The following is a 24887-nucleotide window of genomic DNA, read 5'->3' on the forward strand; positions in this document are numbered from 1 at the left end:
AACTCCCGTATCACGAACTCTTGGATGGATACTCGCAAGGATAACTGGAACCGGCTCGATGCGCTGTTAAGGCAGGCGGAGAGGGGTGGGGTGAAGTCGCTGGAGGTGGCTGAGCTGCGGGAGCTGGGGCTGCTGTACCGGCAGGCGGCGGCGGATCTGTCCGCAGTGCGGACGGACAAAACATCGCGGATGCTGGAGCAGTATCTCAATCGTTTAGTCGGGCGGGCGCACAACTTTGTGTACTCGGGCAAGCGGATCTCGCCGCTGAGTTTGTGGGAATTTATGGTGCATGGGTACCCACGGCTGCTGCGGCGGCTGAGCGGGTATGTGTACCTGGCGACGGCGATTACGATTGTGACCGCGATCTTCGGGATGCTGATTACGCTGGTTCGGCCGGAGTTCGCGCAGATCTATGTAGGGCCGGACATGATGGCGACCATCAACCAGCACAAGATGTGGACGGACTCGATCCTGTCGGTGAAGCCGGCGGCGGCTTCGGGGATTATGACGAACAACATCATGGTGTGCTTCATGACGTTTGCCGGCGGCGTGACGGGCGGGCTGTTCACACTGTTTTCGCTGTACAACAACGGCGTGATGCTGGGGGTGATTGCGACGCTGTGCGCGCAGCATGGCATGTCGCTGAGCCTGTGGAGCTTTATTGCGGCGCACGGTGCGCTGGAGCTACCGAGCATCATGCTGGCGGGCGCGGCGGGGCTAAGGCTGGGTGCGGGGATTCTGTTTCCGGGGATGCTGCGGCGTAGGGAGTCGATTGCGGTGGCGGGCGCGGAGTCGGTGCAGCTGGTGGCCGGGACGATTCCACTGCTGGTGATCGCGGGAACGCTGGAGGCGTTCCTGTCGCCGACGCATGCTCCGGTGGCGCTGAAGTTTTCGGTAGGGGCGTTTTTGTTTGTGGGGCTGATGTTCTGGCTGACTGAGGGTGGGCGAACTGTGGTCAGCGACAGTGTTTAGAAGATGGCGGTAGGTCGGTTGTGTTCAGAGATTGCAACGTTGGGAGCGATCCATGAATGAAGAACAGATACGTGAAGCGCTGAATGTGCACTGGCAAGCTTCAGCAAGCGGCGATGCTGAGTTGGAGCATGACATCTATGCTGACGATGCGATTTGTGACTATCCACAGTCGGGCGAGCGAATTCTGGGCGACGGAATCTGCAGGCGTTGCGGAGTCATCATCCAGGCAAGCCATCGGGATTCCACGTGCGGCGGATTGTGGGGGTCGGTGATCTTTGTGTCACGGAGTACACCATCACCTACCAGGGACGGTCGTCGTTCACGGTGAGCATCATGGAGTTTCGCGACGGCAAGGCTGTGCATGAGACGCAGTACTTTGCCGATCCCTTTGAGGCGCCGGCGTGGCGGAGCCAGTGGGTCCAGCGAGTAAGGGAGCCGAGTTAGAGCAGGCCTTCGGCTTTGACTTCGAGGTACTTGCTGACGGCGCGGATGCCGATCTCTGCGGCGGTGGTTTCTACAACGAGGACGCCGCTGCGTTCCATCTGGGCGATGGTCTCGCGGCGGCGTTCGAGCATCTCCTGTGCGGCGGCGGAGTGGAACATCTCGTCGCGATTGCGTGGGGTGCGCGCGGCGAGCTCTTCGAGCTCGGGGTGTTTGAGCACGACCAGCACGATAAGGTGACGGCGCACGAGTTCAGCGGCGGCGACGGCGATCTCCGGCCGGCCTGCGGAGTCGACGAGCTCGGTGATCCAGACGATCATCCCGCGGCGCTGCTGCAGGTTCTTCATCCGCGCGACGGCCTGCAGCGCGTCGGCCTCGGCGGCCTCGCTGCGGGTCTGCGAGAGCAGGTCGATGAGCAGGCGCAGGTGCGTGGGGCCGTTGCCGGGCGGCAGCAGTTGCTGGATGCCGCGGCCGTAGGCCATCATGCCGAACTTATCGCCGGAACCGTTGATGACCTGCGCGAGCATGGTGGCGGCGGTGGTGGCCTGGTCGAGCTGCGTGACGGTGAGCAGGTGGCGCGACTCGCGCTCGGTGGAGGTTTCGGCGACGAACTGCTGGCTGTCGCGCTTGAGCTCGAAGGCGGTGCGCGAGAGGCGGCCTGCGTCGATGACCATCCAGACCTGTTGGGAGCGCTCGACGGTGAACTGGCGCGTGACGAGCTTGCCGCGCCGCGCGGTGGCGGTCCAACTAATGTTGCGAAGCTCGTCGCCGGGCTGGTAGTCGCGCAGGCTGTCGAAGTCGCGGCCGACGCCGCGGAGCTGCAGCCGGCGCTTCTGCATCTCAATCTGACGCGCGCGGAGGAGATAGAAGGCGGTGCTGTCGCGGGAGTCCTCGTGCGCGGGGTAGACGCGGACGCGCTGCGGTTGAGGCTTGCTCTCGTGTGGAGTGACAGGTGTGGCGACGGCCCAGCGCTCCGCGAGCTTGAGGACTCCGCGATAGCGCAGGTAGACGCTGCCGAGCGCGAAGTCACCGCGTTGCCGCGGATAGACCGTGGTGGTGGAGAGCGCGTCTTCTCGCGGAAAGACGATGAGGCGCTGCGTGGCGGGTGTGCCGGTGAGGGAGTCATGCAGGTCGTCGAGGAGGCGCAGGTCGAGGACTTTGTCGGCGTCGAGGCGCGCGGCGAGCTCGATGCGCGTGGCTGCGCCGAGCTGTGGCGAGTCGAGGAAGGTGCGCGTGACCGTGAGGGTGTCTGGGCGCGGGAGTAGGAGCAGGTCTAAGACGATGGATATTCCCAGTAATACATCCCATGCGCACATGAAGTAAATGTCGTGAGGATGGAAGAAAGCCGGGATCGTGAAGAGCAGGCCAATGCAGAAGAGGATCAGCGTAAGCGGCGTGAGACCGAAGCCGAGCGCGCGGCCGAGCTTGCCTCTTGGGGCGGCGGTCGCGGTGGCGGGTTGGGGAATGAGAATTTGCATGCGTGCTGCTTACTTGGGCACCTGCGTGGCCGCAAGCACATCGCGAATCACGCGGTCGGCGTCGATGCCTTCGAGTTCGGCTTCGGGTCGCAGGACCAGGCGGTGGCGGAGGACGGGTTGCGCGGCTTCCTTGATGTCGTCGGGGATGACGAAGTCTCGGCCTTCACGCGCGGCCAGTGCCTTGGCGACGACGAGCAGGCCGGTGCTGGCGCGGGGGCTGGCGCCGAGCGCGATCGACGGCCACTCGCGGGTACGGCGCACGACGGCCAGCAGGTAGTCGAAGATGGCCGGTTCGACGCGGACGGCGCGGATCTCGCGACGCGCGGCGGTGAGGAGCTTGAAAGGCACCGGCTCGATGGGGATGTCGGCGAGGCCGACGCCCGCATGAGTCGACAGGCCCGCGTGGTGGTGGCGTTCCAGCACGGTGCGCTCGTCTGCAACATCGGGGTAGGGGACCTTGATCTTGAGCAGGAAACGGTCAAGCTGCGCCTCGGGCAGCGGGTAGGTGCCTTCGAACTCAATGGGGTTTTGCGTCGCGAAGACGGTGAAGAGCTCGTCGAGTGGGTGGCGTTCGCCGTCGGAGGTGACCTGGCGCTCTTCCATAGACTCGAGCAGCGCGGCCTGCGTGCGCGGCGGCATGCGGTTGATCTCATCGGTGAGCAGGAACTGCGTGAATACGGGGCCTTTGTGGAAGGCGAACTCGCCGGTCTTTGGAGAAAAAACATTGGTGCCGAGGATGTCGGCGGGCATCATGTCCGGTGTGCCCTGCACGCGGCGGAAGTCGAGGCCGAGGAAGCGCGCGAGGGTCTTGACGGCGAGTGTTTTGGCGACACCTGGGACGCCCTCAATTAGCGCATGGCCGCCACAGAGCATGGTCAGCAGCGCCTGCGCGATGGCCTCGTGCTGGCCGGCGATGACGCGGCCGATCTGCTCGTGGCCGCGTGCGAAGATCTCGCTGGCTGCGGCGACGGAGGAGGGCGGTGTGAGCTCCTGCTGTGCTTCTTGCGGCTGTGTTGCGTCCTGCGGGGTCTGCTCGCTGTGCCTCTGTTCCTGCATCTCTTCGCTCATTGCTGCTCCTTCGATCCTGCGGTCTCTAACTCTTCGGTGTGGCGTGCTGCGGCGGGCGTGATGGCCTCGCGCAGGTGCTCGGCGTCTTCGCTCAGGGCCTGGGCGAGCTTGAGCGTGCTGCTCAACGATAGCTTCGCATGGGCGGCTTCCATGGCCTCGCGCAGGTGCTCCGCGATGGAAGCGGCGAGCGGCTTGGCAACGACACCGAGGCGGAGAACGATAGCGGCTTCGATCGCGTCGGGGCCGGCTTGGATGGTCTCCGTCGCGAGGCCGACCTCCTGCGTGAGCGCGCGCTGCAGGCGCCGGCGCGCGGCTTCGGTGACGACGGCGGTGGCCTCGCCTTTTTCGTAGAGGTCGCCCATGGAGGTTGCGAACTCTACCGGCGAGCTGCGCGGCAGAGCGACGGGCATGCGGATGGGGCCGCGGCGGCGGCTGAAGCTGAAGAGCAGCAGCACGAAGAGCAGCGCGGTCTGCAGGCTGACCCATAGGATGGGCAGGCCGTGCGTGACACTCCATTTGGTGCGGGTGACGGTGTGCATCGCCTCGTCGAAGATGACGTCACGTGGCGGCGTATTGGTGGAGTACTGCGGGCCGTCGATGCTGGCGAGGACGAGCTTGAGCGAGGGGTCCTGCTTGAGCTCGGCGTTGACGATGGGTGTCTCGGAGGACCACCAGACGGCATCGCCCTTGCCGATATAGAACGAGACGACGACGGAGTTCTTGCCGCAGTGCTGGGCGACGCTGCCATCTTTGGTGAGAGCGTTCTTGTCGTCGGACTTCCAGCCGCCGTGATTGCTGATCTGCACATGGCTGGCGCGGGCGAGCGCGGAGTTGCCGGTGGGCTGCGTCTGGCAGAGCGACTGGAGGAGCTCGGGGCTGTCGGTTGTGCCGTTGAGCAGGCGCGCGCCGAAGTGGCCGGTGGTGAGCAGATGACCGCCGCGGTCGAAGAAGCGCTTCAACTGGGCGCGAAGCTCGGCTTCCTCGGTGGCGTCGTAGATGGGTTCGAGCAGCACGAGCGTGGTGTTGGCGGCGTCGGCGTCGGTGAGAGAGCTGTTGAGGTCGGCGAGGGACTTATTCCAGCGCGAGGTCTTGTGGCCGAGGGCCTGCAGCGTGAGATAGGCGGCCTCGGTGCCGAGCGGGCCGGCGTTGGTGCTGCGCGGCGTGGGGTCTTCGGCCTCCTGCTGCGGCGCGAGCACGGTGACGCCGACGATGAGCACAACCATAATGGCGACGAGCCAGAGGATGAGCCGCTGGTCGGTGCCGAGCTTTCTCTTCGCGACGGCTGCGCTCACAGGCCCTCCGCAGGTGTGGGCGTGGCATCGAGACGCTCGGCTTTGAGCGAGGCGCCGATGCTGCTCGCTGTTACGAGGCCGTCGTAGAGCGCGCGCGCCTGGGTGTACTCATCGGTGGTGGTATCGCGCAGGCCGTACCAGGTGCGCTCGAAGACCTGGGTGAGGCTGCGGAGGCCGACCTGCTGCGGCGAGCCGGGACGGAGCAGGCGGACATACTCGCGCGGGGTGCGGGTGGGGTTGTGGCGCCAGGCGCGGCGCGACTCAAGCAGAACGATGGCGGCCCAGTAGAGGCAGTGCACGGCGTCGCGCCATTGTGCCTGCTGGGCGAAGGCGGCGGCGCGCTGCGACCAGTCGTCGGCTTCGCGGGAGAAGGCTTCGGCTTTGATGGCGATGCTCGTAAGGGAGACCTGCAGGCGCTGGCGGCGGAACTCGCGCAGCAGAAAGAGGAGCAGGGTGAGCGCGGCGGCACCGAAGAGCAGCCACTCCAGCAGGTGGGCGAGCCACGGCGCGGCTTTGCCGATGCGGTTGACGCGCGAGAAGATGCGGCCGATGGTGCGGGTGAGCGCGAGCTTCTTCTGGTCCCACCAGCTGCTGGCCATGTCGTGACGGAACTGCGCTTTATGGAGGACGTCGTCGGCGGCCTGGCGCGCGTGCTTGAAGTTGGCGGCCTCGTTGGCAAGTGTGGCAGGGTCGGTTGAGTTGGTGGTCAGCGGGGTTGGCTGTGGCGTGTCGAGCGCATGCGCGCGGGGGCTTGCGGCGGCTGAAAGCAGGGTGGTCAGCAGCAGCAGGCGTAGCGTGTTGCGCAGGGGTTTAGAGGCGGCCATCGTTTCCAATGGTGTCGGCGGGGTCGAGCGGGGGCTCGGCGAAGAGATCGGAAAGCGCTGGCGGCTCAACTGGCTGAGCGGGTGGCTCGGGGCCGAGCATCAGCAGCAGGTCGAAGCCCTCCTGGCGCACGCGCTGGTCAAAGTAGACGAGCGAGAGCCCGATGAGGCCGATGGGGATGACGACCATCTGTGCCAATGCGTTGACGATGAGGGTGACCGACTGAACGAGGTTGTGCTCCTGCAGCGGAGACTTGAGTACCACCAGCGTGAGTGGCAGTTGCAGCATGCCGGCGGTCATGGTCAGCGCCCACACGATGAGCAACACGACGAAGATGCGGCCCTTTGCGCCCTTCGTAAGGAGTTTGCTGCGGGCTATGGCGGCGCGCACGGGGGCGCCCTCAATCACGGAGGACTGGATGGCGAGCAGGTTTCGCAGCAACGACCATATGGAGTACGGCAGTGAACAGATGCCGAGAAATACGAGCAGCCCGCCAAGCCAGGCGAGGCCCGCGCTACGCAGTCCGAGGATGATGATGAAGGCCGGTATCCAGAGCAGCGCCAGCGGCCAGAAGGCGGCGAAGCCAACCCAGAAGGCGATGCCGATGTAGCGGTACCAGCGGCCGATGGTGGCCTTGACCGCAGCCTGTGCGGAGGTGCCGTTGCCGAGGTAGACCTCGCTGAGCGCGAAGACGGTGCCGGCTTCGGTGACGGCGTAGGGTACCAGCAAAAGCAGCATCATGATGCTGCTGCCGAGGAGTGTAGAGACATTGCCGTTTGCAAAGCCGTAGTGCGCGATGATGTGGTGGCGCACCAGCAGGTTGAGCAGCTGCAGCAACAACGCCGTGATGGAGTAGATGGCGGCGATCCCGGCGAAGAGCCAGAAGCGCGAGCGGTAGACGGAGAAGGTGCGGTCGAGGATCTCTCCGAGTGAAAGCGGGCGGAGGTCGCGCGGGATGGGAGGCAGCGAGGGCGCTGCGATGGGAGCGGGCTGCGGCGTGTACCAGTCCTGTGCCAAGTCGGTTCTCCTGTGCCGAGGGGCGTGCGCGGCGGGGTATGAGACTCGCGGCGCAGGGTTTGCCCGAAGGATAGCACCCGCGCATGAGGTTGCGCGGTATGCCGCGGGTGAAGGCTAACGAGGAGCGATGGGCAGGGTCTTGAGCCAGGCGAGCACGGCGGCGGAGAGCTGCAGCCGCTGGTCGGAGTAGGCGTGGTCGGTGGGGAAATGATGGGTGGTGACGTGGGTGTCGCCGTCCTTGCGCAGCGCCGCGACGAGCGCGTCGTTGAACGGGGCGAGGCCGTCGTCAGAGGTAATGATGAGCGCGGGACGGGTCTTCAGGGCTTCTGCTTTGGAGGGGAAGCGCCAGTCTTCGCGGTGCTCGAAGGTCTCGCGCGCGAGGCTTTCAGGGGTGCAGCCGGCGAGCGGGGCCATGCCTTCGGCTGCGAGGGATTTGGAGACCTCGGCTACCACCGTTGGCTCGGCCTGCGTCGGTAGGTTGGGCGGGATGCGCCCGACCATGTCCGCGGCGGAGATGAGGCCGAAGGCGGCAATGGAGGGGTCGGCGGCGGTGGCCTGCACGGTCATAAAGCCGCCCATGCTGTGGCCGATAAGGACGATCCGCGTGGGGTCGAGGCGCAGGCGTTTGGCGTTGGCGGGATCGCGCAGGTAGGCGACGGCGGAGGCGACGTCCTCGATGCCGTGCAAGAAGGAGAAGTCGCCGGGCGAGCCCCAGGAGCCGCGGTAGTTGAAGTAGAGAACATCCCAGCCGGCGCGGCGCATGTCCTGCGCGAGGTCGAGGTTGCGCTCGTTGCCGGGAAAGCCGTGCAGCAGGATGACCGCAGGGTGCGGGCCTGCGCCGGCGGCAATGTAGACGAAGGCGTTCAGCAACGCACCGCGGCTCGGAATCTGAAAGCTGTCCATGGCGGCTGCGTTGACGCGCGACTGTGCTGCGAGCGGCAGCGTGGTTCCCAGAACACCCATGGCGGCGACTCCTGTTGCGATCGTCTTCAGCAGCTTGCTGTTCATGATGACGGCTCTCCGTTATTGGTTGGTATCAGCAGAGTACAAGGTCTGGGCCGGCTGCCGTGCGATTCGTTGTAACCGGCAACGTCGGAAGGCCATCGAAGGGGATAGGGTTTCCAGCAGCATACCGCAGGAACCGAGAGGTTTTTGTTCGCGAGTTGAAAAGAAAGATTGCGCTGTAATGATTGCTGCATGAATAAAGTGCTACAACATGGTGCGACCTGACTCGCAGCACGCGATGTAGCGAGCAGCGATCTGCACCGAGGAGAACGTGAATATGGGTCTGTTTTCATTTCTGGATCGTGAATACTCCGTGGCCAAGCCGGGCTATAGCCGGTGGCTTGTTCCTCCCGCAGCGCTGGCGATTCATCTGGCGATCGGGCAGGTCTACTCGTTCAGCGTCTTTGTGAAGCCGCTTTCGGACTTCAGCCAGGGCGCGGGCACACCGTGGAACCTGAAGGAGATCGGCTACATCTTCTCCTTCGCGATTGCCATCCTTGGAGTGGCCGCGGCGCTGTTCGGCAAATGGCTGGAGACTGCCGGGCCGCGCAAGGCTATGTTCGTGGCGGCAACGTGCTTTGGGCTGGGCTTCATCGTCTCGGCGTTGGGGGTGCACTGGCACTCGCTGGCGGTGATCTACATTGGCTACGGCCTGATCGGCGGCGTGGGTCTGGGGCTGGGGTACATCTCGCCGGTGTCCACGCTGATCAAGTGGTTCCCGGACCGGCCGGGCCTCTCGACCGGCCTCGCGATCATGGGCTTTGGCGGCGGCGCGATGATCGGCGCACCGCTGGCAAACAACCTAATGGCCTACTTCAGGAACTCCGGCCACAACGCCATCGCGGTGACGCTGTTCTGCATGGGCATCATCTACTTCCTGTTTATGATGTTCGGCGTGTTCATGATCCGCGTACCGGCGCCGGGTTGGAAGCCGGAGGGGTATGTGCCGTCGACGACACAATCAGCGCTGATCTCCCACCACAACGTGGATGTGAACTCCGCGATGAAGACGCCGCAGTTCTGGCTGCTGTGGATTGTGCTGTGCCTGAACGTGACGGCGGGCATCGGTATCCTGGAGTCGGCCTCGCCGATGATCCAGAACGTGTTCTCCGGCCGAGTGCTGGCGGTGGCGGCGGGCGGATTTGTCGGCCTGCTCTCGCTGTTCAACATGGTGGGCCGGTTCTTCTGGGCGTCGACTTCGGATTTGATCGGCCGCAAGCAGACGTACATGATCTTCTTCGCGCTGGGAGCAGTGCTCTACTACTTCGTGCCGAACATGCACTCACTGCCGGTGTTTGTGCTGGTCTTCGGGGTGCTCATCAGCATGTACGGCGGTGGTTTCGCCACCATACCGGCCTACCTGAAGGACCTCTTCGGTGGCTACCATGTTTCGGCCATCCATGGACGCATACTTACAGCCTGGTCGACGGCGGGCATCGTCGGGCCGCTGATCGACAATGCCATCCTGGACCACTACAGGGAGCAGCACATTCCGCTCGCGCAGGCCTATCCGGGGATTCTGCACATCATGGCCGGGTTGCTGGCCGTGGGGTTCGTCGCGAACCTGCTGGTCCGTCCCGTTTCCGAACGCTTCTGGCTGAAGGACGAGGTGCCCATGCCGATCGAAACTGCTACCCACTAACGCCGCATCCACAAAGGCAAGGAGGAGACCAAGAATGACATCCACACCGAAACCGAGTTCTGCTGCCAGCATCGCGCTGGCGTGGCTGGTCGTCATCATTCCCGCGGCGTGGGGCGTGTACCTTACGGCCATGCGCGCGGCAAACTTGTTCAAATAGCCAGCGCGAACGACCGCTTCAGTTGTTCGTATACAAGCTGAACGGTAGTGCCGGCCGCGTGCAGATGCATGTATGCGGCCGATGCTTTATGTGTCGTGTCACGTATGTGAATCCGATGCACACTACCGCTTAGCGCTGTTGTGCATCTGACTGATTGAAGTGATGCCTGTACCCTCAATCCCCGGATGTGTGAACGCAAGCCCCTTCGGCGAACCTTCGGGGAAGGAGGAGTCGTTGCGGCTCTTGCTGGAGATTGGTCTCCGGCTCTACTCCGAGCGGTCGCTGGATGCGATCGCGCAGTGCACTCTCGAGGGTGCTGTGAGGGTGTGTGGCGCGGAGTTCGGGCTCTTTCTCTACTATGACCTGTCCGATGACGGGGAGGTCCATCAGCATTGCCGGTTTGCCGGTATGGACACGACGAAAGCGCGCGACATCGCCACGTTGACGGAGCTGGCGCAGATTCTCGGTGAGCAGTCCGCCCAAGACGAACGGCCTTCGCATACGCGGGGCCTGTTGCGGATTATGGATCTGGAAAGCGCTGCCGGGCGCGAGGTGCGGGTGCCGTTCAGCGGCTTGCCGCCGCTGCGCAGCTACCTTGTGGTCCCGGTGCGCATGCACAACGATGAGCTGATCGGGGTGCTGGTATGCGGCCACGCCAAACCCAACAGCTTTGGGCAGGAGTGTGAAGAGTTTGTGGCGACCGTGGCGGCGCAGGCCGCCGTGACGATTGAAAACTTCCGGCTCAATCGGAATGTATTGCGCGAGATTGAGATTGCAGACCGTGCCCGTGCTCTGCAGCGCGAGACGGAGGACCGCCTGCGCCAGGCGCTTGAGGCCGCGCAATTGGGCACGTGGTCATGGGACCGCAGGACCGATCTGCTGGAGCTGGACGACCGCGCCGCCGGGCTATTTGGCGTGGCGTTTGGCGTGCCACTTACGCGCACGGCGCTGCGCGAGCACCTGGTGGTTCCGGAAGATCGCAACGTAGTCCGCGATTCTTTGCAGGAGTCGCTGGATTCCGGCCGTAGCTATGTTGCCGAGTACCGTATCGAGCGCGCTGGCGGGACGCACATCTGGGTGAGCGCGAGTGGTGTGCCGGTCTTTGTCACGGGAGCGGGCAATGACCGCGGTGACGTGGTCGGCATGGTGGGCACGGTGCAGGATGTGACCGCGCGCAAGGGGCAGGAGCATACGCTGCGCGAGAGCGAGAAGCTGGCCGCTACCGGCCGGCTGGCCGCCACCATCGCGCATGAGATCAACAACCCGCTGGAGGCCGTGACCAACCTGATCTACCTGGCGCGTACCGACACGGAGATGCCTGTTCATGTGCAACAGTTGCTGGACACGGCCGACTCCGAACTGGCCCGCGTCTCGCAGCTTGCGCAACAGACACTCGGCTTCTACCGCGACACCACGCGGCTCACGACGATCGACCTGAACAAGCTGCTGCTCGACACCGTGGACCTGTTCACGCGCAAGATGCGCAGCAAGGGCGTCGCCTGCACGATGGACCTGGAGCCCGGGCTGGCGCTCTTCGGCCTGCAGGGCGAGATCCGCCAGGTCTTCTCGAACCTGCTGGTGAATGCGATCGACGCCTCGACGCGGAGCACGATTCACATCCGCGGACGGCGGCGGCGGCAGTGCACGGTCGAGGGCATAGACGTCGTGATCGCCGACCACGGTGAGGGAATTCCGGTAGCGGTACGGCGTCAGCTGTTCACTCCTTTTGTCACGACGAAGGAGACGGCGGGCACCGGGCTTGGGCTCTGGGTGACGCGCGGGATCGTTGAGAAACAGGGCGGCAGTGTGCGTTTTCGCACCAGCACAACAGTTCCAACGGGCACTATCTTTCGGGTCTTCCTTCCGGTCAGACCGCCGTCCGCCGAGACAGCATCCTCATAAAACAAAGGCATGGTTTCTGCAGAAAGCTTCTGCGCGGGAGCCAAATTTGGCTAAACTACGTCTAACAGGCAGATGATGAGAAGCCCTGCCTGGGGCTGTGCGTTCCATGCAGTAAACCCTGTTTTATTCTGCGCGACTTTTTGAGAGGTACTCAGTCTCCCTGGTAATTTGAGCTTTTTTGCGATCCAGCAGACGGCAACTTGTCCCGCTGGACTGGGTTTGATGTATCACTCAGATTTCCGAACTGCAGAGCCTCCAAAGGCAACGCGACAGGAGAGGTATGCACGCTCATCTTTTTAACACAGATGCCCCTGTTTCTTCGACCGTAGTTGTAGATGGCGAAGGGCATGGCGACGGCCTGGGACGGGCAGGGAAGCGCGTGCTCGTGGTCGATGACGAGGCGCTGATCGCCGATACGATCGTACAAATTCTGAACCGGAACGGCTTCCAGGCCAGCGCCGTCTATAGCGGGCGCGCCGCCGTGGAGGCCGCTCGCGACCTGCAGCCGGAGACGGTGCTGAGCGACGTGGCGATGCCGCATCTCGACGGCGTGGAAACGGCGATTGAGATCCGCGCGCACTGCCCCACCGCGCGTATCGTGCTCTTCAGCGGCCAGGCGGCAACGATGGAGATTCTGGAGCGTGCCCGCGCCCTGGGTCATGACTTTGAGCTGCTGCCTAAGCCGATCCATCCGGTAGAGCTGCTGAAGCGCCTGCAGGTCAGCTCGTAGTTCGGCAGATCAGCTCGTAGTTTTGCTGATTCGATGCGGGCTTGCTTCGCTTATGCTTAAAGGCGATGAGCCAAACTCTTCCCATCGCGATCTACTATGAGCAGCCGAACTGGTTCAAGCCGCTGTTTGCGGAGCTTGACCGCCGCGGCACGCCCTACGTGAAGCTCTTTGCACCCGAGCACTTCTACTCGCCCGAAGACCACCCCGAGCAGAAGTACTCGCTGGTCTTTAACCGCATGAGCCCCAGCGCGTGGAACCGCAGCCACGGCGACCAGATCTTCTACACGCTCGGCTTCCTTGAGCATCTCGAGTCACGCGGCGTCAAAGTCCTCAACGGCTTCAAGGCGTTCTCGTCGGAGTTGTCGAAAGCCGGACAGCTTGTCCTCGCGGACAAGCTCGGCATCGCGTATCCGAAGGCGCGCGTCATCCATCGGCCTGAACAGGCTGTTGCCGCAGCCGAGGGCCTGCGCTGGCCTATCGTTGTGAAGCCGAACATCGGTGGCAGCGGTGCAGGCGTCAAGCGCTTCGACGGCCTCTCGCAACTGCGCCACGCCATTGAAGCGGAGCCAGGCTCACCCGATGCGTTGCAGTTCGGTCTCGACTCCACCGCGCTCGTGCAGGAGTTTATCCCCGCACAGGACGCGCACATCGTCCGTGTTGAAGTGCTCAATGGCAAGTTTCTCTACGCCATCAAGGTGCACATCACGGGCGAGACCTTCGACCTGTGCCCCGCCGACATCTGCCGCACAACCACCGGCACGGACCTCAATCGCGGGGCCTGCGCCATCGACGCACCAAAGACCGGCATCACCGTCGAAGGCTACCAGCCTCCAGCGGACGCTATCCGCGACGTCGAGCTGCTGATGCAGCACTCCGGCATCGACATCGGCGGCGTCGAATACATCACCGACTCCCGCGACGGCACCCGCTACTACTACGACATCAACGCGCTCTCCAACTTCGTCGCCGACGGTCCGAACGTCATAGGCTTCGACCCGTTTGCGAAGCTCGTGGACTGGCTGGAAGTAGAAGCGGGTATTACCGCGAACGTTTAGTCAGGAGTGGTTAGGATGCGCTACGGTTTCTGGCTACCCGTCTTCGGCGGCTGGCTTCGCAACATCGACGATGAGCAGATGCCCGCCACATGGGAGTACGTGAGCGACCTCTGCCAGCAGGCCGAAGCCCTCGGCTACGATCTCACACTCATTGCCGAGCTGAACCTCAACGACATCAAGGGCGTCGAGGCCGACTCGCTCGACGCGTGGACGACTACCGCCGCACTCGCCGCCGTCACAAAGACGCTCGAGCTGATGATCGCCGTGCGTCCCACGTTCCACAACCCCGCGCTGCTCGCGAAGCAGGCTGCATGTCTCGACCGCATCGGTCAGGTGAGTGGGGGAGGCAGGCTCACGCTCAATGTCGTCAGCAGCTGGTGGCGCGACGAGGCGACCAAGTACGGCATCCCCTTCGACGAGCACGACGAGCGTTACGCGCGCACGGAAGAGTGGCTCGATGTGCTGCAAAACTGCTGGAAGGGCCAGCACACCTCGCACAGCGGGCGCTTCTACAACATCGACGACAACGTCCTCTCGCCCAAGCCGCTGCCCACGCGCGGCTACTCGCGAGCACCGCAGGGTGCGGGCTTGCCTACGCTCTACGCCGGTGGTGAGAGCGAGACCGCAAAGAACCTCATCGCGGCCAAGTGCGATGCTTACCTGATGCACGGCGACGATCCGAAGACTATCGCCAGCAAGATTGAGGACATGAAGCAGCGCCGCGCAAAGCATCCGCATCTTGCGCCGTTGCTCTTCGGCGTCACAGGCTACTGTATCGTGCGCGACAGCGAGGCCGAGGCGAACAGGGAAGTTGAGCGCATCACCTCGCAGCCTGATCCTTCGCAATCGCCCGCGGGGTATGCCAACTTTCAGCAGTGGATCACCGGCTCGCAGTTGGAGAAGAAGTTGAGCCTGCGCGACTACTCCGTCTCCAACCGCGGTCTACATAGCGGCATGATCGGCACGCCGGAGCAGGTGAAGCAGCGGCTCGCAGACTTCGAAGGCGCGGGCTGCTCGCTGGTGCTGCTGCAGTCGTCTCCGCAGCACACGGAGATGGCTCGCTTCGCCGCGCAGGTAATGCAGCGCAGCTAACTCCGCGTTCCTGCATTGAATCTGCAAGACGCTAGTTCCTCTATTTGTTGTGGGTTGCTACTTATCCTGCAAACAGCGTAGTCTTTTGCGCATGATGAACCGTCGTCACTTCCTTCTTTCCGCCGCCGCTGCGACAACGCTGCCGCATCTGCGTTCGCTGGCGCAGGCGCCTGCTGCCACGCTCAGTCTGCATCCTGACCGCCCTGGACCGAAGGTGCCGGCGAACTTCGTCGGCCTCTCGTACGAGACGCAGCAGCTCTCCGATCCAACATTCTTCACCCCCGCGAACACCGGTCTCGTAGCACGTCTCCGCGAACTCGCGCCGCACGGCGTGCTGCGCCTTGGCGGCAATACATCCGACTACGGCTTCTGGAAGCCGACACCGACTTCGGTCGCGCCGCCGCGGCCCAAGCGCCCGTACAAAGTCGGCGATCCGCCGCCTGATTTGTCTTACGCCGTCACGCCGGAGGCTGTGCGCAACCTGCATGGTTTTCTCGAAGCCACGGGCTGGACGTGCCTCTACGGCATCAACCTCGGAACCAACACCCCGCAGCTAGCGGCGGATGAAGCCGCGTTCGTCGCGAAGACACTCGGGCCGCGGCTGGAGTACTTCCAGATCGGCAACGAGGCGGACCGCTTCGGCTCGACGATCCGCGATCCCAAACTCACCGGCCATCCCTGGAACGCGGACGCCTATCTCAACGAGTGGCTCACCTTCACCAAAGCCATCCTCGCACGCGTGCCGAATGCGAAGTTCGGCCTGCCCGACGTTGCGAGCAACGCCGAGTGGATCACCGCCGTCGGCGACCGTCTTCAGAACAACCCCATCCGCGAGCACGTCGCATGCATCACGCACCACTATTACATCGGCGGCCCGCCATCGAACCCGCAGATGACGATCGAGCGCATCCTCAAGGCCGACTCGCGCGTTCCACGCGATGCTGCGCTTGTTCGCGCCTCTGCAGCCAAGCTGCACACTGGCTATCGCATGAGCGAGGGCAACACCTGCTATCGCGGCGGCAAGCCCGGCGTGTCGGATGTATTTGCGGCGGCGTTGTGGTCAGCGGATTACATGCTGCTGTTGGCTTCGCTGGGCTACGCGGGTGTAAACCTGCACGGCGGCGATGCCCAGATGGTCGCGAACTCACTTGGCGGCACGCTGCCCGGCGATGCCATTGTGCTGGCCGAGCACGGCAACCCCTCCGAGCATCCGCACCCTTACTACACGCCCGTCGCACACATCGGCGACAAGTATCTGCTGGAGCCGGTCGCCTTCGGAATGCGCTTTGCAGGCCTCTTCGCAGGCGCAACGGTGGTGCCTGTTGACTTCAATCCCGGCAATGTCAACGCCACGGCTTATGCTGCGAAGCACCCTGACGGCACGACGGTCGTCGCAGTCATCAACAAAGACCTCTCGCAGAACCTGCCGCTGAATCTGCCCGGCTTCCACGCCGAGTACGCGTTGACCGCGCCTGCGGCAAACGCGCGGCAGGCCTCGCTCATGAGGACGACACAGGCCTCGCTGACGCATGTGTTGCCGCACACCTCGGCGGCGATCTTCCGCAGTCGCGGCTAATTGTTGCACGCAAACAGCAAGGGCGCCGAGAGATCGGCGCCCTTGCTGTTTGTGGTTATGCTGCTGTTTAGAAGACGATCCGCGCGCCCAGCTGCACCTGCCGAGGCTGGCTGTTCGCCGCCACTGCCGTGATGTAGCCGAAGTTGCTGGCCGTTGCGCTGGAGACGTTCGGCGTTGCAAACACGGGGTGGTTGAACGTGTTGAACGTCTCGAAACGCAGTTGCAGGTACGCCGAGTCCGTGAAGTGGAAGTCCTTCAGGATCGACGCATCCATATTGTTGAAGCCGTCGCCGCGCACCCACGACATCGTCGTCGGCAGCGTGCGGTAGTGGTCGATGTACTGACCGTTGATGAACTGCGATCCGTCGCACGCGCCAGCCGTCGGGCAGGTGGTTGCGCTGCCTGTGACGAACCTGCTGGCGCTCAGCGCCGGATTGCCCGAGCTGGTCGGCGAAGTGTTGCGCGTCTGGTTGGCGATGTCGCGCAGCGTCACGCCAGGCTGCAGTGGGATGTCGGTTGGGAACTCTACCGGCGGGCCTGTCTGGAACTGGTAGATACCGTTCACCACGAAGCCGCCAAAGACCTCGTCCGCCCAGCGCTTGCCGCCAAAGCTGAACATCTTGTCTTTGCCAAACGGCAGGTTGTAGGTGCCGCCCACGGTGAAGTGGTGCGTGTGGTCAAATGGCGAGACCCGGCGATTGACGAAGCTGTCCTCGTCGTTCAGGCGGGTGTCGGCTTCAATCAACTTGCTGAAGCTGTAGTTCGCCGTGAGGGTCAGGCCATGTTTTGCGCGCTGCTCTATGTGCACAATCGCGCTGTTGAAGTAGGACTGTCCAATCGTCTCGTTCTGCTCCGTAATGGCAGCTGTACAGAACTGCGGGAATGGAACGATCAGGCTTGACGCAGCCGTTGTGGTGCCGTTGCAACCGGAGCTGTTGGGCAGCTTGCCGGCGAACGGGTTCGGTACGTTGGTCGCGTAGGCCAGCGCCAGCGCCTCATTGCGGTAGGGGCTGTGGGTCATGTACTGCGACTGCACCGCGTTCAGGTTCTGTGAGGCCACCGGCAGATGTAAGCTGTGGTTTCCCTCATACAGAACTTCGAGCAGCGTGCTGTTGGTCAGCGCATACTGCGCGCCAAGGTCGTAGCGCTCTGCGTAGGGGTCATGCTCCACAGGCGCCAGGAAGCTGATTGCCTGGCCGAGGAACGTGCTTGCACCCTGCGAGGAGCCCGCCGGTGCGTTGAAGCCGTTCGGGAACGGATTGCTCAGCGTGTAGCTCGGCGGTGTGAAGTAGCTGTTCGTTGTCTGTCCAGCATAGGCGGTCGATGAGCTGAAGCCCTCCTGGTTGCTGATCGCCGACGTTGAATACGTGCCCGTTGCTGCCAGTGTCGACAACGTCTCCGGCTGCACAAAGATGCCGAAGCCGCCGCGAATCACCAGCTTCGTGATCGGGTTGTACGAGAAGCCGATACGCGGGCTCAGGAAGCCGTTGTTCGTCGCATACACTGCACCATTGTTGCCATTCGGGAAGGTCAGACCGCCCAGCGTGTTGATCGACGCGATGGCTGCACTGACACCGTTCGAACTCACCGTAACCGGCGTAAATGTAGCACCGGAGACAGCGTTCGTTGCTGCCGGGTTGAAGCCATCCACCGTGCGCCCATACTTCTCGCGGAACGGCGTGTCGATGTCGTACCGCGCACCGAGGTTCAGCGTCAGGTGATCGGTCACGCGCCAGTCATCCTGTACGAACGAACCGATGTAGTACTGGTGATAGTCGCCACGTGCTTCCAGGTCATAGTCGCCAGTGCTCGGCAGGCCCAGCATAAAGGCTGCAAGATCGCCGCCGAAGATATTGCTGTTGCCGCTGGTGCCGGCGTTCGTATAAGCCGAGTTGAATGTGAAGTTGCCTGACGAGTTCAGGAAGTGTTGGATGCTGATGCGGTACTGCCGCCCATCGAAGCCGACCTTCAGCGTGTGCCGCCCCAGCACCTTCACCATGTCGGCGAAGACCTGGTAGCTGGTGGTCGGATCGAAACCGGAACCCGTATCGCCGAAGCACTGGTAGCTGGTCTCGCTGCCGCAGCTGGAGCCGGTCGCAAAGTTGATGTACGGCAGCTGTGATTCCAGACTGGAGGTCGTCATCATTGCGGGCAGGCCAACCGAGCTCGGGCTATATTGCTGCGCAGGAGTGCCCATCACCTCGTTGAACAGTGTCCAGTTCACACGTGTGTCGAAGATCGTGGTGGGATTCAGTGTGAAGACGTTGTCGATCGTCAGACCGAAGTTCTCACGCACCAGGTTGGACCCCGTCGTGTTATTGCCGAAGTAGTTGTTCTTGACCTGCGTGCGGTAGTTGTGCCGGAAGTCGAAGAACAGATGATCGCGCTCGCTCGCGTTGTAGTCGATGCGCCCGAATTCGTTGTTGTAGTTGTCGATGCTGGGTGCATCGCTGATGTAGTTGTCCTGCCCGTCCGCCGCCGCTCCTGCCGCGTTGTTCGGTGTAGGGAAGAAGTTGAGGTATGCCAACGCAATCGGGTTGAACGTCGAGGCCACCGTCGTGAGCTGGTTGTTCAGCACCGGCGAACGCGTGAACTTGGAGGTCGTGCCGACTGCTGTGTAAGGGTTGTAGAGCTGGTTCGGGTCGACGAAGGGCGCAGTGTTGCTGCCGGAGGGATTACAGATGGCCGCCGCGGTCGCTGGGTTGTTCGCAAAGCCCGCAGGGCAACCCGCAGCGAGCGTCTGCGAGAAATCGCCACTGCGCTCAGCTGCCGTTGGCACCGTCAATGCGGTCGCCGCTGGCGTGGAGTCCTTCAGACCTTCATACGCGAAGAAGAAGAAGAGCTTGTCCTTGCCGTTGTAGAGCTTCGGGATGAGCACAGGGCCACCGACGGTAAGGCCATACTGGTTGAAGTGCGTCACCGGCGTGCGAACTCGTGGTGTCGCGCGGTCGTTGAAGTAAAGGTCGCCATCGAGATCCGAGATCTGCGAGAACTCATACAGGCTGCCGTGGAAGGCATTCGTGCCGCTCTTGGTGATCTGGTTAATCACGCCGCCGATGGTGTGGCCGAAGCTGGCATCGGTGTCAAAGGGACGCACAGAGACCTCCTGCACGGAGTCCTCAGTCGGGGCATATGCGAGTGCGCCCAGCATCGTCAGGTCAGGCGAGCCATCCAGCAGAACCTCGCTCACCTGGTTCGGCGTGCCGCCCATGGACCACGAGTTGCCGGCCCCGTTATCGAATGGGTGCACGATCTGCGGTGCGGCCGTTGTGATAACCCCTTCGGAAAGCTCGGTCAGGGTCGTCGGCGTACGGCCATTCAACGGCAGGTTGGCTACGGACTCAGTTGTGATCACCTGTCCGACCGATGCGTTTGCCTGGTCAATCAGTGGAGCAGCCGCGCTGACGGTCACCGTCTGGTTCGCGCCCCCTACCTGCATAGTCAGATTCACGATCGGGTGCGCCTGGCTCTCCAGTGTGATGCCGGTACGCACCGTCTGCTGAAAGCCGTTAGCGTTTGCCGTAATCGAGTAGGTTCCGGGCAATAGGAACGGCACCACATACTGGCCTGCGCTGTCGCTGGTCGTCTTGTTTACCGTGCCGGTACTGGTCTCCCGCACCGTTATGCTGGCGCCGGGGATGACCGCCCCAGTGTTATCCGCGACAGCGCCACTAATGGTCCCGCGGAACTCCTGCGCGTGGATTGTGGTCGGTATCAGGCCGATAGAGAGAAAGAATGCCAGGGTCAACGCACACGTTGCCCAGGCTGATCGTAGAGAGATTCGCATCTCTGGCTGCTCCTGTTATCGTTCAAACCGGCATGTCGTTCGGCCGGGATAAGGGTTCTTCGCGTGCAGCGGGTCATCCACCGGTTTCACGGCGTCTCCTCGCTACACTTGTTGGGGAAGGCTTAGGCGCGCAGGTTCATGCGTTGTGGCCCCTTCGGTCGCCGAAATTTTCAATAGTTCGGCACGGTTGGAGATTATCGGCTTCAGAGGCAACACTTGTCAAACAGAATTAATAGGTTGTCATACCGATATTCGCACCCTCAATCCTTCTATCAGCAGAGGTCTCCATCAGATGCGCCGCGGTGCAAAACGTTCCAACCGCCTGGTTCACTCGTCTGTGAGATTCGCCACAGTCGCGCTCAACCCGAGCATCTACACTGTTCACTATGTGTGGAATCGTCGGATACATCGGACCGAAGGCCTGCGTCCCCGTCATCATGGAAGGCCTCGCCCGCCTCGAATACCGCGGCTATGACTCCGCCGGCATCGCCGTCGCTGGCGGCGGACACCCGCTGCAGCTACGCCGCGCCCCCGGCAAACTCCGCAACCTCGCCGAAATCCTCGCCCAGGACCCTGTCGAAGGCACCTACGGCATCGGCCATACACGCTGGGCCACGCACGGCCGCCCCACCGAGGAGAACGCGCACCCCCACCGCGACGGCACGGGCACACTCGTCGTCGTGCACAACGGCATCGTCGAAAACTATCTGCAGCTAAAGAACGCCCTCATCGCCAAGGGCCACAAGTTCCTCTCCGAAACCGACACCGAGATCATCGCGCACGTCATTCAGGACGAGTTCGAGCTAGCCGCAGCATTGGGTGCCCCATCTTCGCCGACGGCCTCATCGTCGGCTAAGGTGGGTTCGACCACCGAGACCACCTCCGCCGACACCGTCGTCACCGCGCCGCAGTCCGCGCTGCCGCTTGAAGAGGCTGTCCGCCGCGCCGTCAAGCGCCTCACCGGGGCCTTCGCCATCGGCGTCCTCTCCGCCAACGAGCCCGACAAGATGGTCGCCGCGCGCATGGGTCCGCCCATCGTGCTCGGCCTCGGAGAAGGCGAATTTTTTCTCGCCTCCGACGTCCCCGGCATTCTCCACCACACCCGCACCATCTACTTCCTCAACGACCACGAGGTCGCCACGCTCACCACCGCTGGCGTCGCGCTCACCGACTTCGACGGCGCGCCCAAAACCATGCACCCGCAGCGCATCACCTGGGACCCCATCCAGGCCGAAAAGGCCGGCTACAAGCACTTCATGCTCAAGGAGATCAACGAGCAGCCCCGCGCCGTCCGCGACACTACCCTCGGCCGCGTCTCGCTCGACTCCGGCCGCGTCTTCCTGCCCGACATGAAGATCACGCCCGAAGAGTTCAAGGCCGCCACCGGCATCACCATCGCCGCCTGCGGCACCAGCTGGCACGCGGGCCTCGCCGGCAAGTTCATGATCGAGCGCCTCGCACGCCTCCCCGTCGACGTCGACTACGCCTCCGAGTACCGCTACCGCGACCCCATCCCCAACCCCTCCGAGCTCGGCCTGCTCATCACCCAATCCGGCGAAACCGCCGACACCATCGCCGCGCAGCACGAGCTCATCGCCAAAGGCTCCAAGACGCTCGCCATCTGCAACGTCGTCGGCAGCGCCGTCACGCGCCTCGCGGCGGGTGTGATTACCACCAACGCCGGCCCCGAGATCGGCGTCGCCAGCACCAAAGCCTTCACCGCGCAGCTCACCGCGCTGTTTACGCTGGCGCTGTACCTCGCCCAGGTCCGCGGCACCGTCACCTTCGAGCACTCACTCTACCTCGTCGGCGAGCTCGCCAAAATCCCCGGCAAGATCGAAGAGATCCTCCGCACCGTCGACGACCAATGCGCCGAGCTGGCCAAGTCCTTCTCCACCGCGCGCGACTTCCTCTTCCTCGGCCGCGGCATCCACTACCCCATCGCGCTTGAAGGCGCCCTCAAGCTCAAGGAGATCTCCTACATCCACGCCGAAGGCTACCCCGCCGGCGAGATGAAGCACGGCCCCAACGCCCTCATCGACGAGACGCTCCCCGTCGTCTGCATCGCCACCCAGGACCCCAACGACCCCAGCTCCGTCCTCAAGTACGAGAAAACCCTCTCCAACATCCAGGAAGTCACCGCCCGCAGCGGCCGAGTCATCGCCATCGCCATCGAAGGCGACACCCACATCGGGCAGCTCGTCGAGCACACCATCTACATCCCCCAGTCGCACGAGCTCTTACTACCCATCCTGGAAGTTGTCCCCCTCCAACTCCTCGCCTACCACATCGCCGTCCGCCGAGGCTGCGACGTAGATCAGCCTCGGAACCTCGCGAAGAGTGTTACCGTGGAGTAACTGGAGCCGAGATGCCTGAGTACGAGCTAGACAAGCTAGGTTGGTATAACTTTGAAAGGCTTGTGCAGGGACTACTGAAGGCTGAATTTGGAGCTACTGTAGAGTCGACCTCCGGTTATCAAGATCGCGGTAAGGACGCGTACTGCCCATCCGACCTCAAAACTCGTACAGGGAAATTACAAGGGCCAATAGTTTTCCAAGCGAAATTTGTTCATGCAGCAAACGCTGTGGGCTCTCGATATTGGCGACTCCTCTTGAGAGCTTGCAAAGCAGAAAGGGAACTTATAGATGAGCGCCAAAGGAATTCGCAATGGGCGCGACCGAAGCATTATTTCTTATTGACAAATTGCTTTCTTCAACCCTCGCATCGACAGGTCTTAGCTCGTCTATTCGCTCCGGTCTGCGATGAGGTACATGCTCTCGGGCAACAGGACATATCCGATCTTCTTGATAACCATTCAAAGATTGCTCAGTTGTATCCTGAAATTCTAAGTTACCGCCATTTGCTAGCGTCGCTCGCCTCGCAACAGATGCGAGGTTTAGTGGCGAGGAGTGAAGCGGCCATTGAAGAAGCTCGCAATTTGATTCCTATTTTTGCCACGACGTCGGCATATCAAAAGGCATGGTCGATTCTCCGAAAGTATGACTTTGTGGTTCTCACGGGGCCGCCCGAGATGGGGAAAACGGCCATCGGACGGATGATCGCAATGGCTCAACTGTCCAATAGTTGGGAAGTCATAGATTGCTTTACACCGGACGATTTGTTTTCGCAGCACGAGCCAGACCGGGATCAAGTGTTTCTTGCAGACGATGCATTTGGACGTACGGAGTACGACGCGACCCGGGGGGCCGTTTGGGAAGCACATTTTTCCAAAGTTCGACAGAAAATCGATCGTAGGCACTGGCTGATATGGACTAGTAGGAAACACATACTCGAAGGTGCGATGCGCCAGATGGATATTCAGGGTGCTGCCAGAGCGTTTCCAAAGCCCGGAGAAGTGATTGTGCAGGCTGATTGGCTGAGTCCCGAGGAGAAGGGTCAGATTCTCTTCAGGCATTCGATGCACGCGGATTTAGATATCGATGCGAGAAAAATATTAAAGAACAACCTCGCAGAGATTATCTACAACACTAAGTTCACACCAGAGAGAATAAGAAGACTCACGTCAGAGGCTCTTCCTCGCTTAGCCGCGGAATCTCGCCAAGGCTTGACCCAAGAGCAGGTCGCTGAAGCTATCAAATCAGTTTTAGAGCAGCCTACCGAAATGATGGAGAAAGCTTATGCAAAGCTCGAGGAACAACAAAAATGGCTTCTAGTCACCCTGCTCGACGAAAGTCGTGTCAATAGTGAGGCAGGCGCCGAGACCGCCTTTAGGGAGATTTCCCCAGTTCCTAATACAAGACCGATAGGTCAACTGCTTTCTGAGCTTGACGAAGGCTTTATCAGATTGGCGTATAGCAAGAGACCAGAGAACGATTTTTCGCTGAGAAAAGCGCGAGAGATTGATTGGGTTCACCCGTCCTACAGGGACCTTATCATCGATCAACTCATGAACAATCGAACAATGCGTCTTCGCTATTTGAAAGTTGGAGGATTGAACGCGGTTAACCTAGCAATTTCCCAAGTTGGCGGCAGCGAAGGCAACCGTAGCTTCCCGCTCTTGCCGGATGAGGAAAGCTGGCTCGTTCTCTCCGAGACGGTTGATCATGCAATTCGCTCTATGACCGCATTCGAGGTAGACAGACTGCTTACTGCGATTGCAGGTTCGCTCAAAGAGAGCGGTCAATCGAATCCAGGTGTAAGGGACTTCAGTCGAACAGTTTGCATCGCATTAAAAGCACGTTGGGATGTTCAGAAAAAAAGCTTGAAGTCTTCGATACTAAAGAATTTCTATGAGCTATCAGTTCTTGCAGATACAGATGTGCCGTCTCCAGAACTGAGGGATACTTGGAATAAGAGCTGGAGACCGCTGGCAGATGCTCTTTCCGCATACGAGTCTTGGGGAAGGTCATTAGACGGCGATGTCGCGGCAGAATTTGCGGAAATGCTCGAAGTTTTATATGAGAATGAGCCGCGATTTCTTAAGAGAATCGGATTTGAGACAGAGATAGTTCCAACTGTTGAAAAATTGATCGGTGTTATCGCCGCTGAAGTTTCGGGTGAGATTGATGAAGATGATCTAGATACTTTAGAATTTGAAGGCCAGCGCATTGAAATGATTTCGCGCGCTGCGAGAAGCTTGATCTTTCTACAATCCAAGTTTAATCGGGATCTAAGTGCACTGGCGGATGAAGCAGAATCTCTGGCCCGCCATCTCAGCTATCGCGTAGACGCAATTAAGGAGTCCGGAGCCGATGACGAAGCACCGGCAGAACCGTCCCGGCAAAGCTTCGATCCACGAGAACTCTTCAGGGAGTTTCTGTCGTAGTTCCCTCCCGGGCGGATGTCCCGCACGTAAATTATGCACGCCCCTGACAGTTTCATCGTCATGAG

General features: G+C 61.8%; 18 protein-coding genes. 11 read left to right on the forward strand and 7 right to left on the reverse strand.

Features of this window, described 5'->3' with window-relative positions:
* Nucleotides 1–24: 24 nt before the first annotated feature.
* The gene (locus GOB94_RS11935; RefSeq protein ID WP_255483900.1) at nt 25–972 is read left to right on the forward strand and encodes a stage II sporulation protein M; all 948 of its coding nucleotides are present in this window, start codon (nt 25–27) and stop codon (nt 970–972) included.
* 246 nt (nt 973–1218) lie between these two features.
* A complete protein-coding gene (locus GOB94_RS16890; RefSeq protein WP_255483901.1) occupies nt 1219–1416 on the forward strand; it encodes a hypothetical protein in 198 nt (65 codons plus the stop codon).
* Here GOB94_RS16890 and GOB94_RS11945 read toward each other — a convergent pair.
* The 6 genes from GOB94_RS11945 to GOB94_RS11970 form a co-directional block, all read right to left on the reverse strand.
* A complete protein-coding gene (locus GOB94_RS11945) occupies nt 1413–2891 on the reverse strand; it encodes a DUF58 domain-containing protein (protein ID WP_182276128.1) in 1479 nt (492 codons plus the stop codon). The genes GOB94_RS16890 and GOB94_RS11945 overlap by 4 nt on opposite strands.
* A 9-nt stretch (nt 2892–2900) precedes the next feature.
* Nucleotides 2901–3959, reverse strand: coding sequence for a MoxR family ATPase (locus tag GOB94_RS11950; RefSeq protein ID WP_255483902.1), 1059 nt, complete (start codon nt 3957–3959; stop codon nt 2901–2903).
* Nucleotides 3956–5251, reverse strand: a complete 1296-nt coding sequence (locus GOB94_RS11955; RefSeq protein WP_182276129.1) for a DUF4350 domain-containing protein — start codon at nt 5249–5251, stop codon at nt 3956–3958. The genes GOB94_RS11950 and GOB94_RS11955 overlap by 4 nt, the downstream gene beginning before the upstream one ends.
* Nucleotides 5248–6075: a DUF4129 domain-containing protein gene (locus tag GOB94_RS11960; protein ID WP_182276130.1), complete on the reverse strand. Its 828-nt coding sequence runs from the start codon at nt 6073–6075 to the stop codon at nt 5248–5250. Before GOB94_RS11960 ends, GOB94_RS11955 begins: the two co-directional genes overlap by 4 nt.
* Nucleotides 6062–7090, reverse strand: a complete 1029-nt coding sequence (locus GOB94_RS11965; protein WP_182276131.1) for a hypothetical protein — start codon at nt 7088–7090, stop codon at nt 6062–6064. The genes GOB94_RS11960 and GOB94_RS11965 overlap by 14 nt, the downstream gene beginning before the upstream one ends.
* Nucleotides 7091–7204: 114 nt before the next feature.
* Nucleotides 7205–8098, reverse strand: a complete 894-nt coding sequence (locus GOB94_RS11970) for an alpha/beta fold hydrolase (RefSeq protein WP_182276132.1) — start codon at nt 8096–8098, stop codon at nt 7205–7207.
* 274 nt (nt 8099–8372) lie between these two features.
* On the opposite strand from GOB94_RS11970, the gene GOB94_RS11975 reads away from it, so the two are divergent.
* The 7 genes from GOB94_RS11975 to GOB94_RS12000 all read left to right on the forward strand — a co-directional run bounded on the left by GOB94_RS11975 (nt 8373) and on the right by GOB94_RS12000 (nt 16249).
* Nucleotides 8373–9737: an OFA family MFS transporter gene (locus GOB94_RS11975; RefSeq protein ID WP_182276133.1), complete on the forward strand. Its 1365-nt coding sequence runs from the start codon at nt 8373–8375 to the stop codon at nt 9735–9737.
* A gap of 34 nt (nt 9738–9771) precedes the next feature.
* The gene (locus GOB94_RS16895; RefSeq protein ID WP_255483903.1) at nt 9772–9894 is read left to right on the forward strand and encodes a hypothetical protein; all 123 of its coding nucleotides are present in this window, start codon (nt 9772–9774) and stop codon (nt 9892–9894) included.
* Between the two features lie 234 nt (nt 9895–10128).
* Entirely contained in the window at nt 10129–11796 is a 1668-nt protein-coding gene (locus tag GOB94_RS11980) for an ATP-binding protein (RefSeq protein WP_182276134.1), read from the forward strand.
* A gap of 280 nt (nt 11797–12076) precedes the next feature.
* Nucleotides 12077–12526, forward strand: coding sequence for a response regulator (locus tag GOB94_RS11985; RefSeq protein ID WP_182276135.1), 450 nt, complete (start codon nt 12077–12079; stop codon nt 12524–12526).
* A gap of 65 nt (nt 12527–12591) precedes the next feature.
* Nucleotides 12592–13581, forward strand: coding sequence for a hypothetical protein (locus tag GOB94_RS11990; protein ID WP_182276136.1), 990 nt, complete (start codon nt 12592–12594; stop codon nt 13579–13581).
* Between the two features lie 15 nt (nt 13582–13596).
* On the forward strand, nt 13597–14673 hold the full coding sequence (locus tag GOB94_RS11995) for an LLM class flavin-dependent oxidoreductase (RefSeq protein WP_182276137.1): 1077 nt from the start codon (nt 13597–13599) through the stop codon (nt 14671–14673).
* Nucleotides 14674–14764: 91 nt separating this feature from the next.
* Nucleotides 14765–16249 carry a hypothetical protein gene (locus GOB94_RS12000; RefSeq protein WP_255483905.1) on the forward strand — a complete coding sequence of 495 codons (1485 nt, stop codon included), beginning with the start codon at nt 14765–14767 and terminating at the stop codon, nt 16247–16249.
* Between the two features lie 67 nt (nt 16250–16316).
* Here the strand turns inward: GOB94_RS12000 and GOB94_RS12005 are convergent, their stop codons facing one another.
* On the reverse strand, nt 16317–20036 hold the full coding sequence (locus tag GOB94_RS12005; protein WP_182276139.1) for a carboxypeptidase regulatory-like domain-containing protein: 3720 nt from the start codon (nt 20034–20036) through the stop codon (nt 16317–16319).
* A gap of 386 nt (nt 20037–20422) precedes the next feature.
* On the opposite strand from GOB94_RS12005, the gene glmS reads away from it, so the two are divergent.
* Nucleotides 20423–22393, forward strand: a complete 1971-nt coding sequence (gene glmS, locus GOB94_RS12010; RefSeq protein ID WP_182276140.1) for a glutamine--fructose-6-phosphate transaminase (isomerizing) — start codon at nt 20423–20425, stop codon at nt 22391–22393.
* 11 nt (nt 22394–22404) lie between these two features.
* The gene (locus tag GOB94_RS12015; RefSeq protein ID WP_182276141.1) at nt 22405–24822 is read left to right on the forward strand and encodes a hypothetical protein; all 2418 of its coding nucleotides are present in this window, start codon (nt 22405–22407) and stop codon (nt 24820–24822) included.
* Nucleotides 24823–24887: the final 65 nt, after the last annotated feature.

Source organism: Granulicella sp. 5B5 (assembly GCF_014083945.1).
In the GTDB taxonomy this organism is placed as follows: Bacteria; Acidobacteriota; Terriglobia; order Terriglobales; family Acidobacteriaceae; genus Granulicella.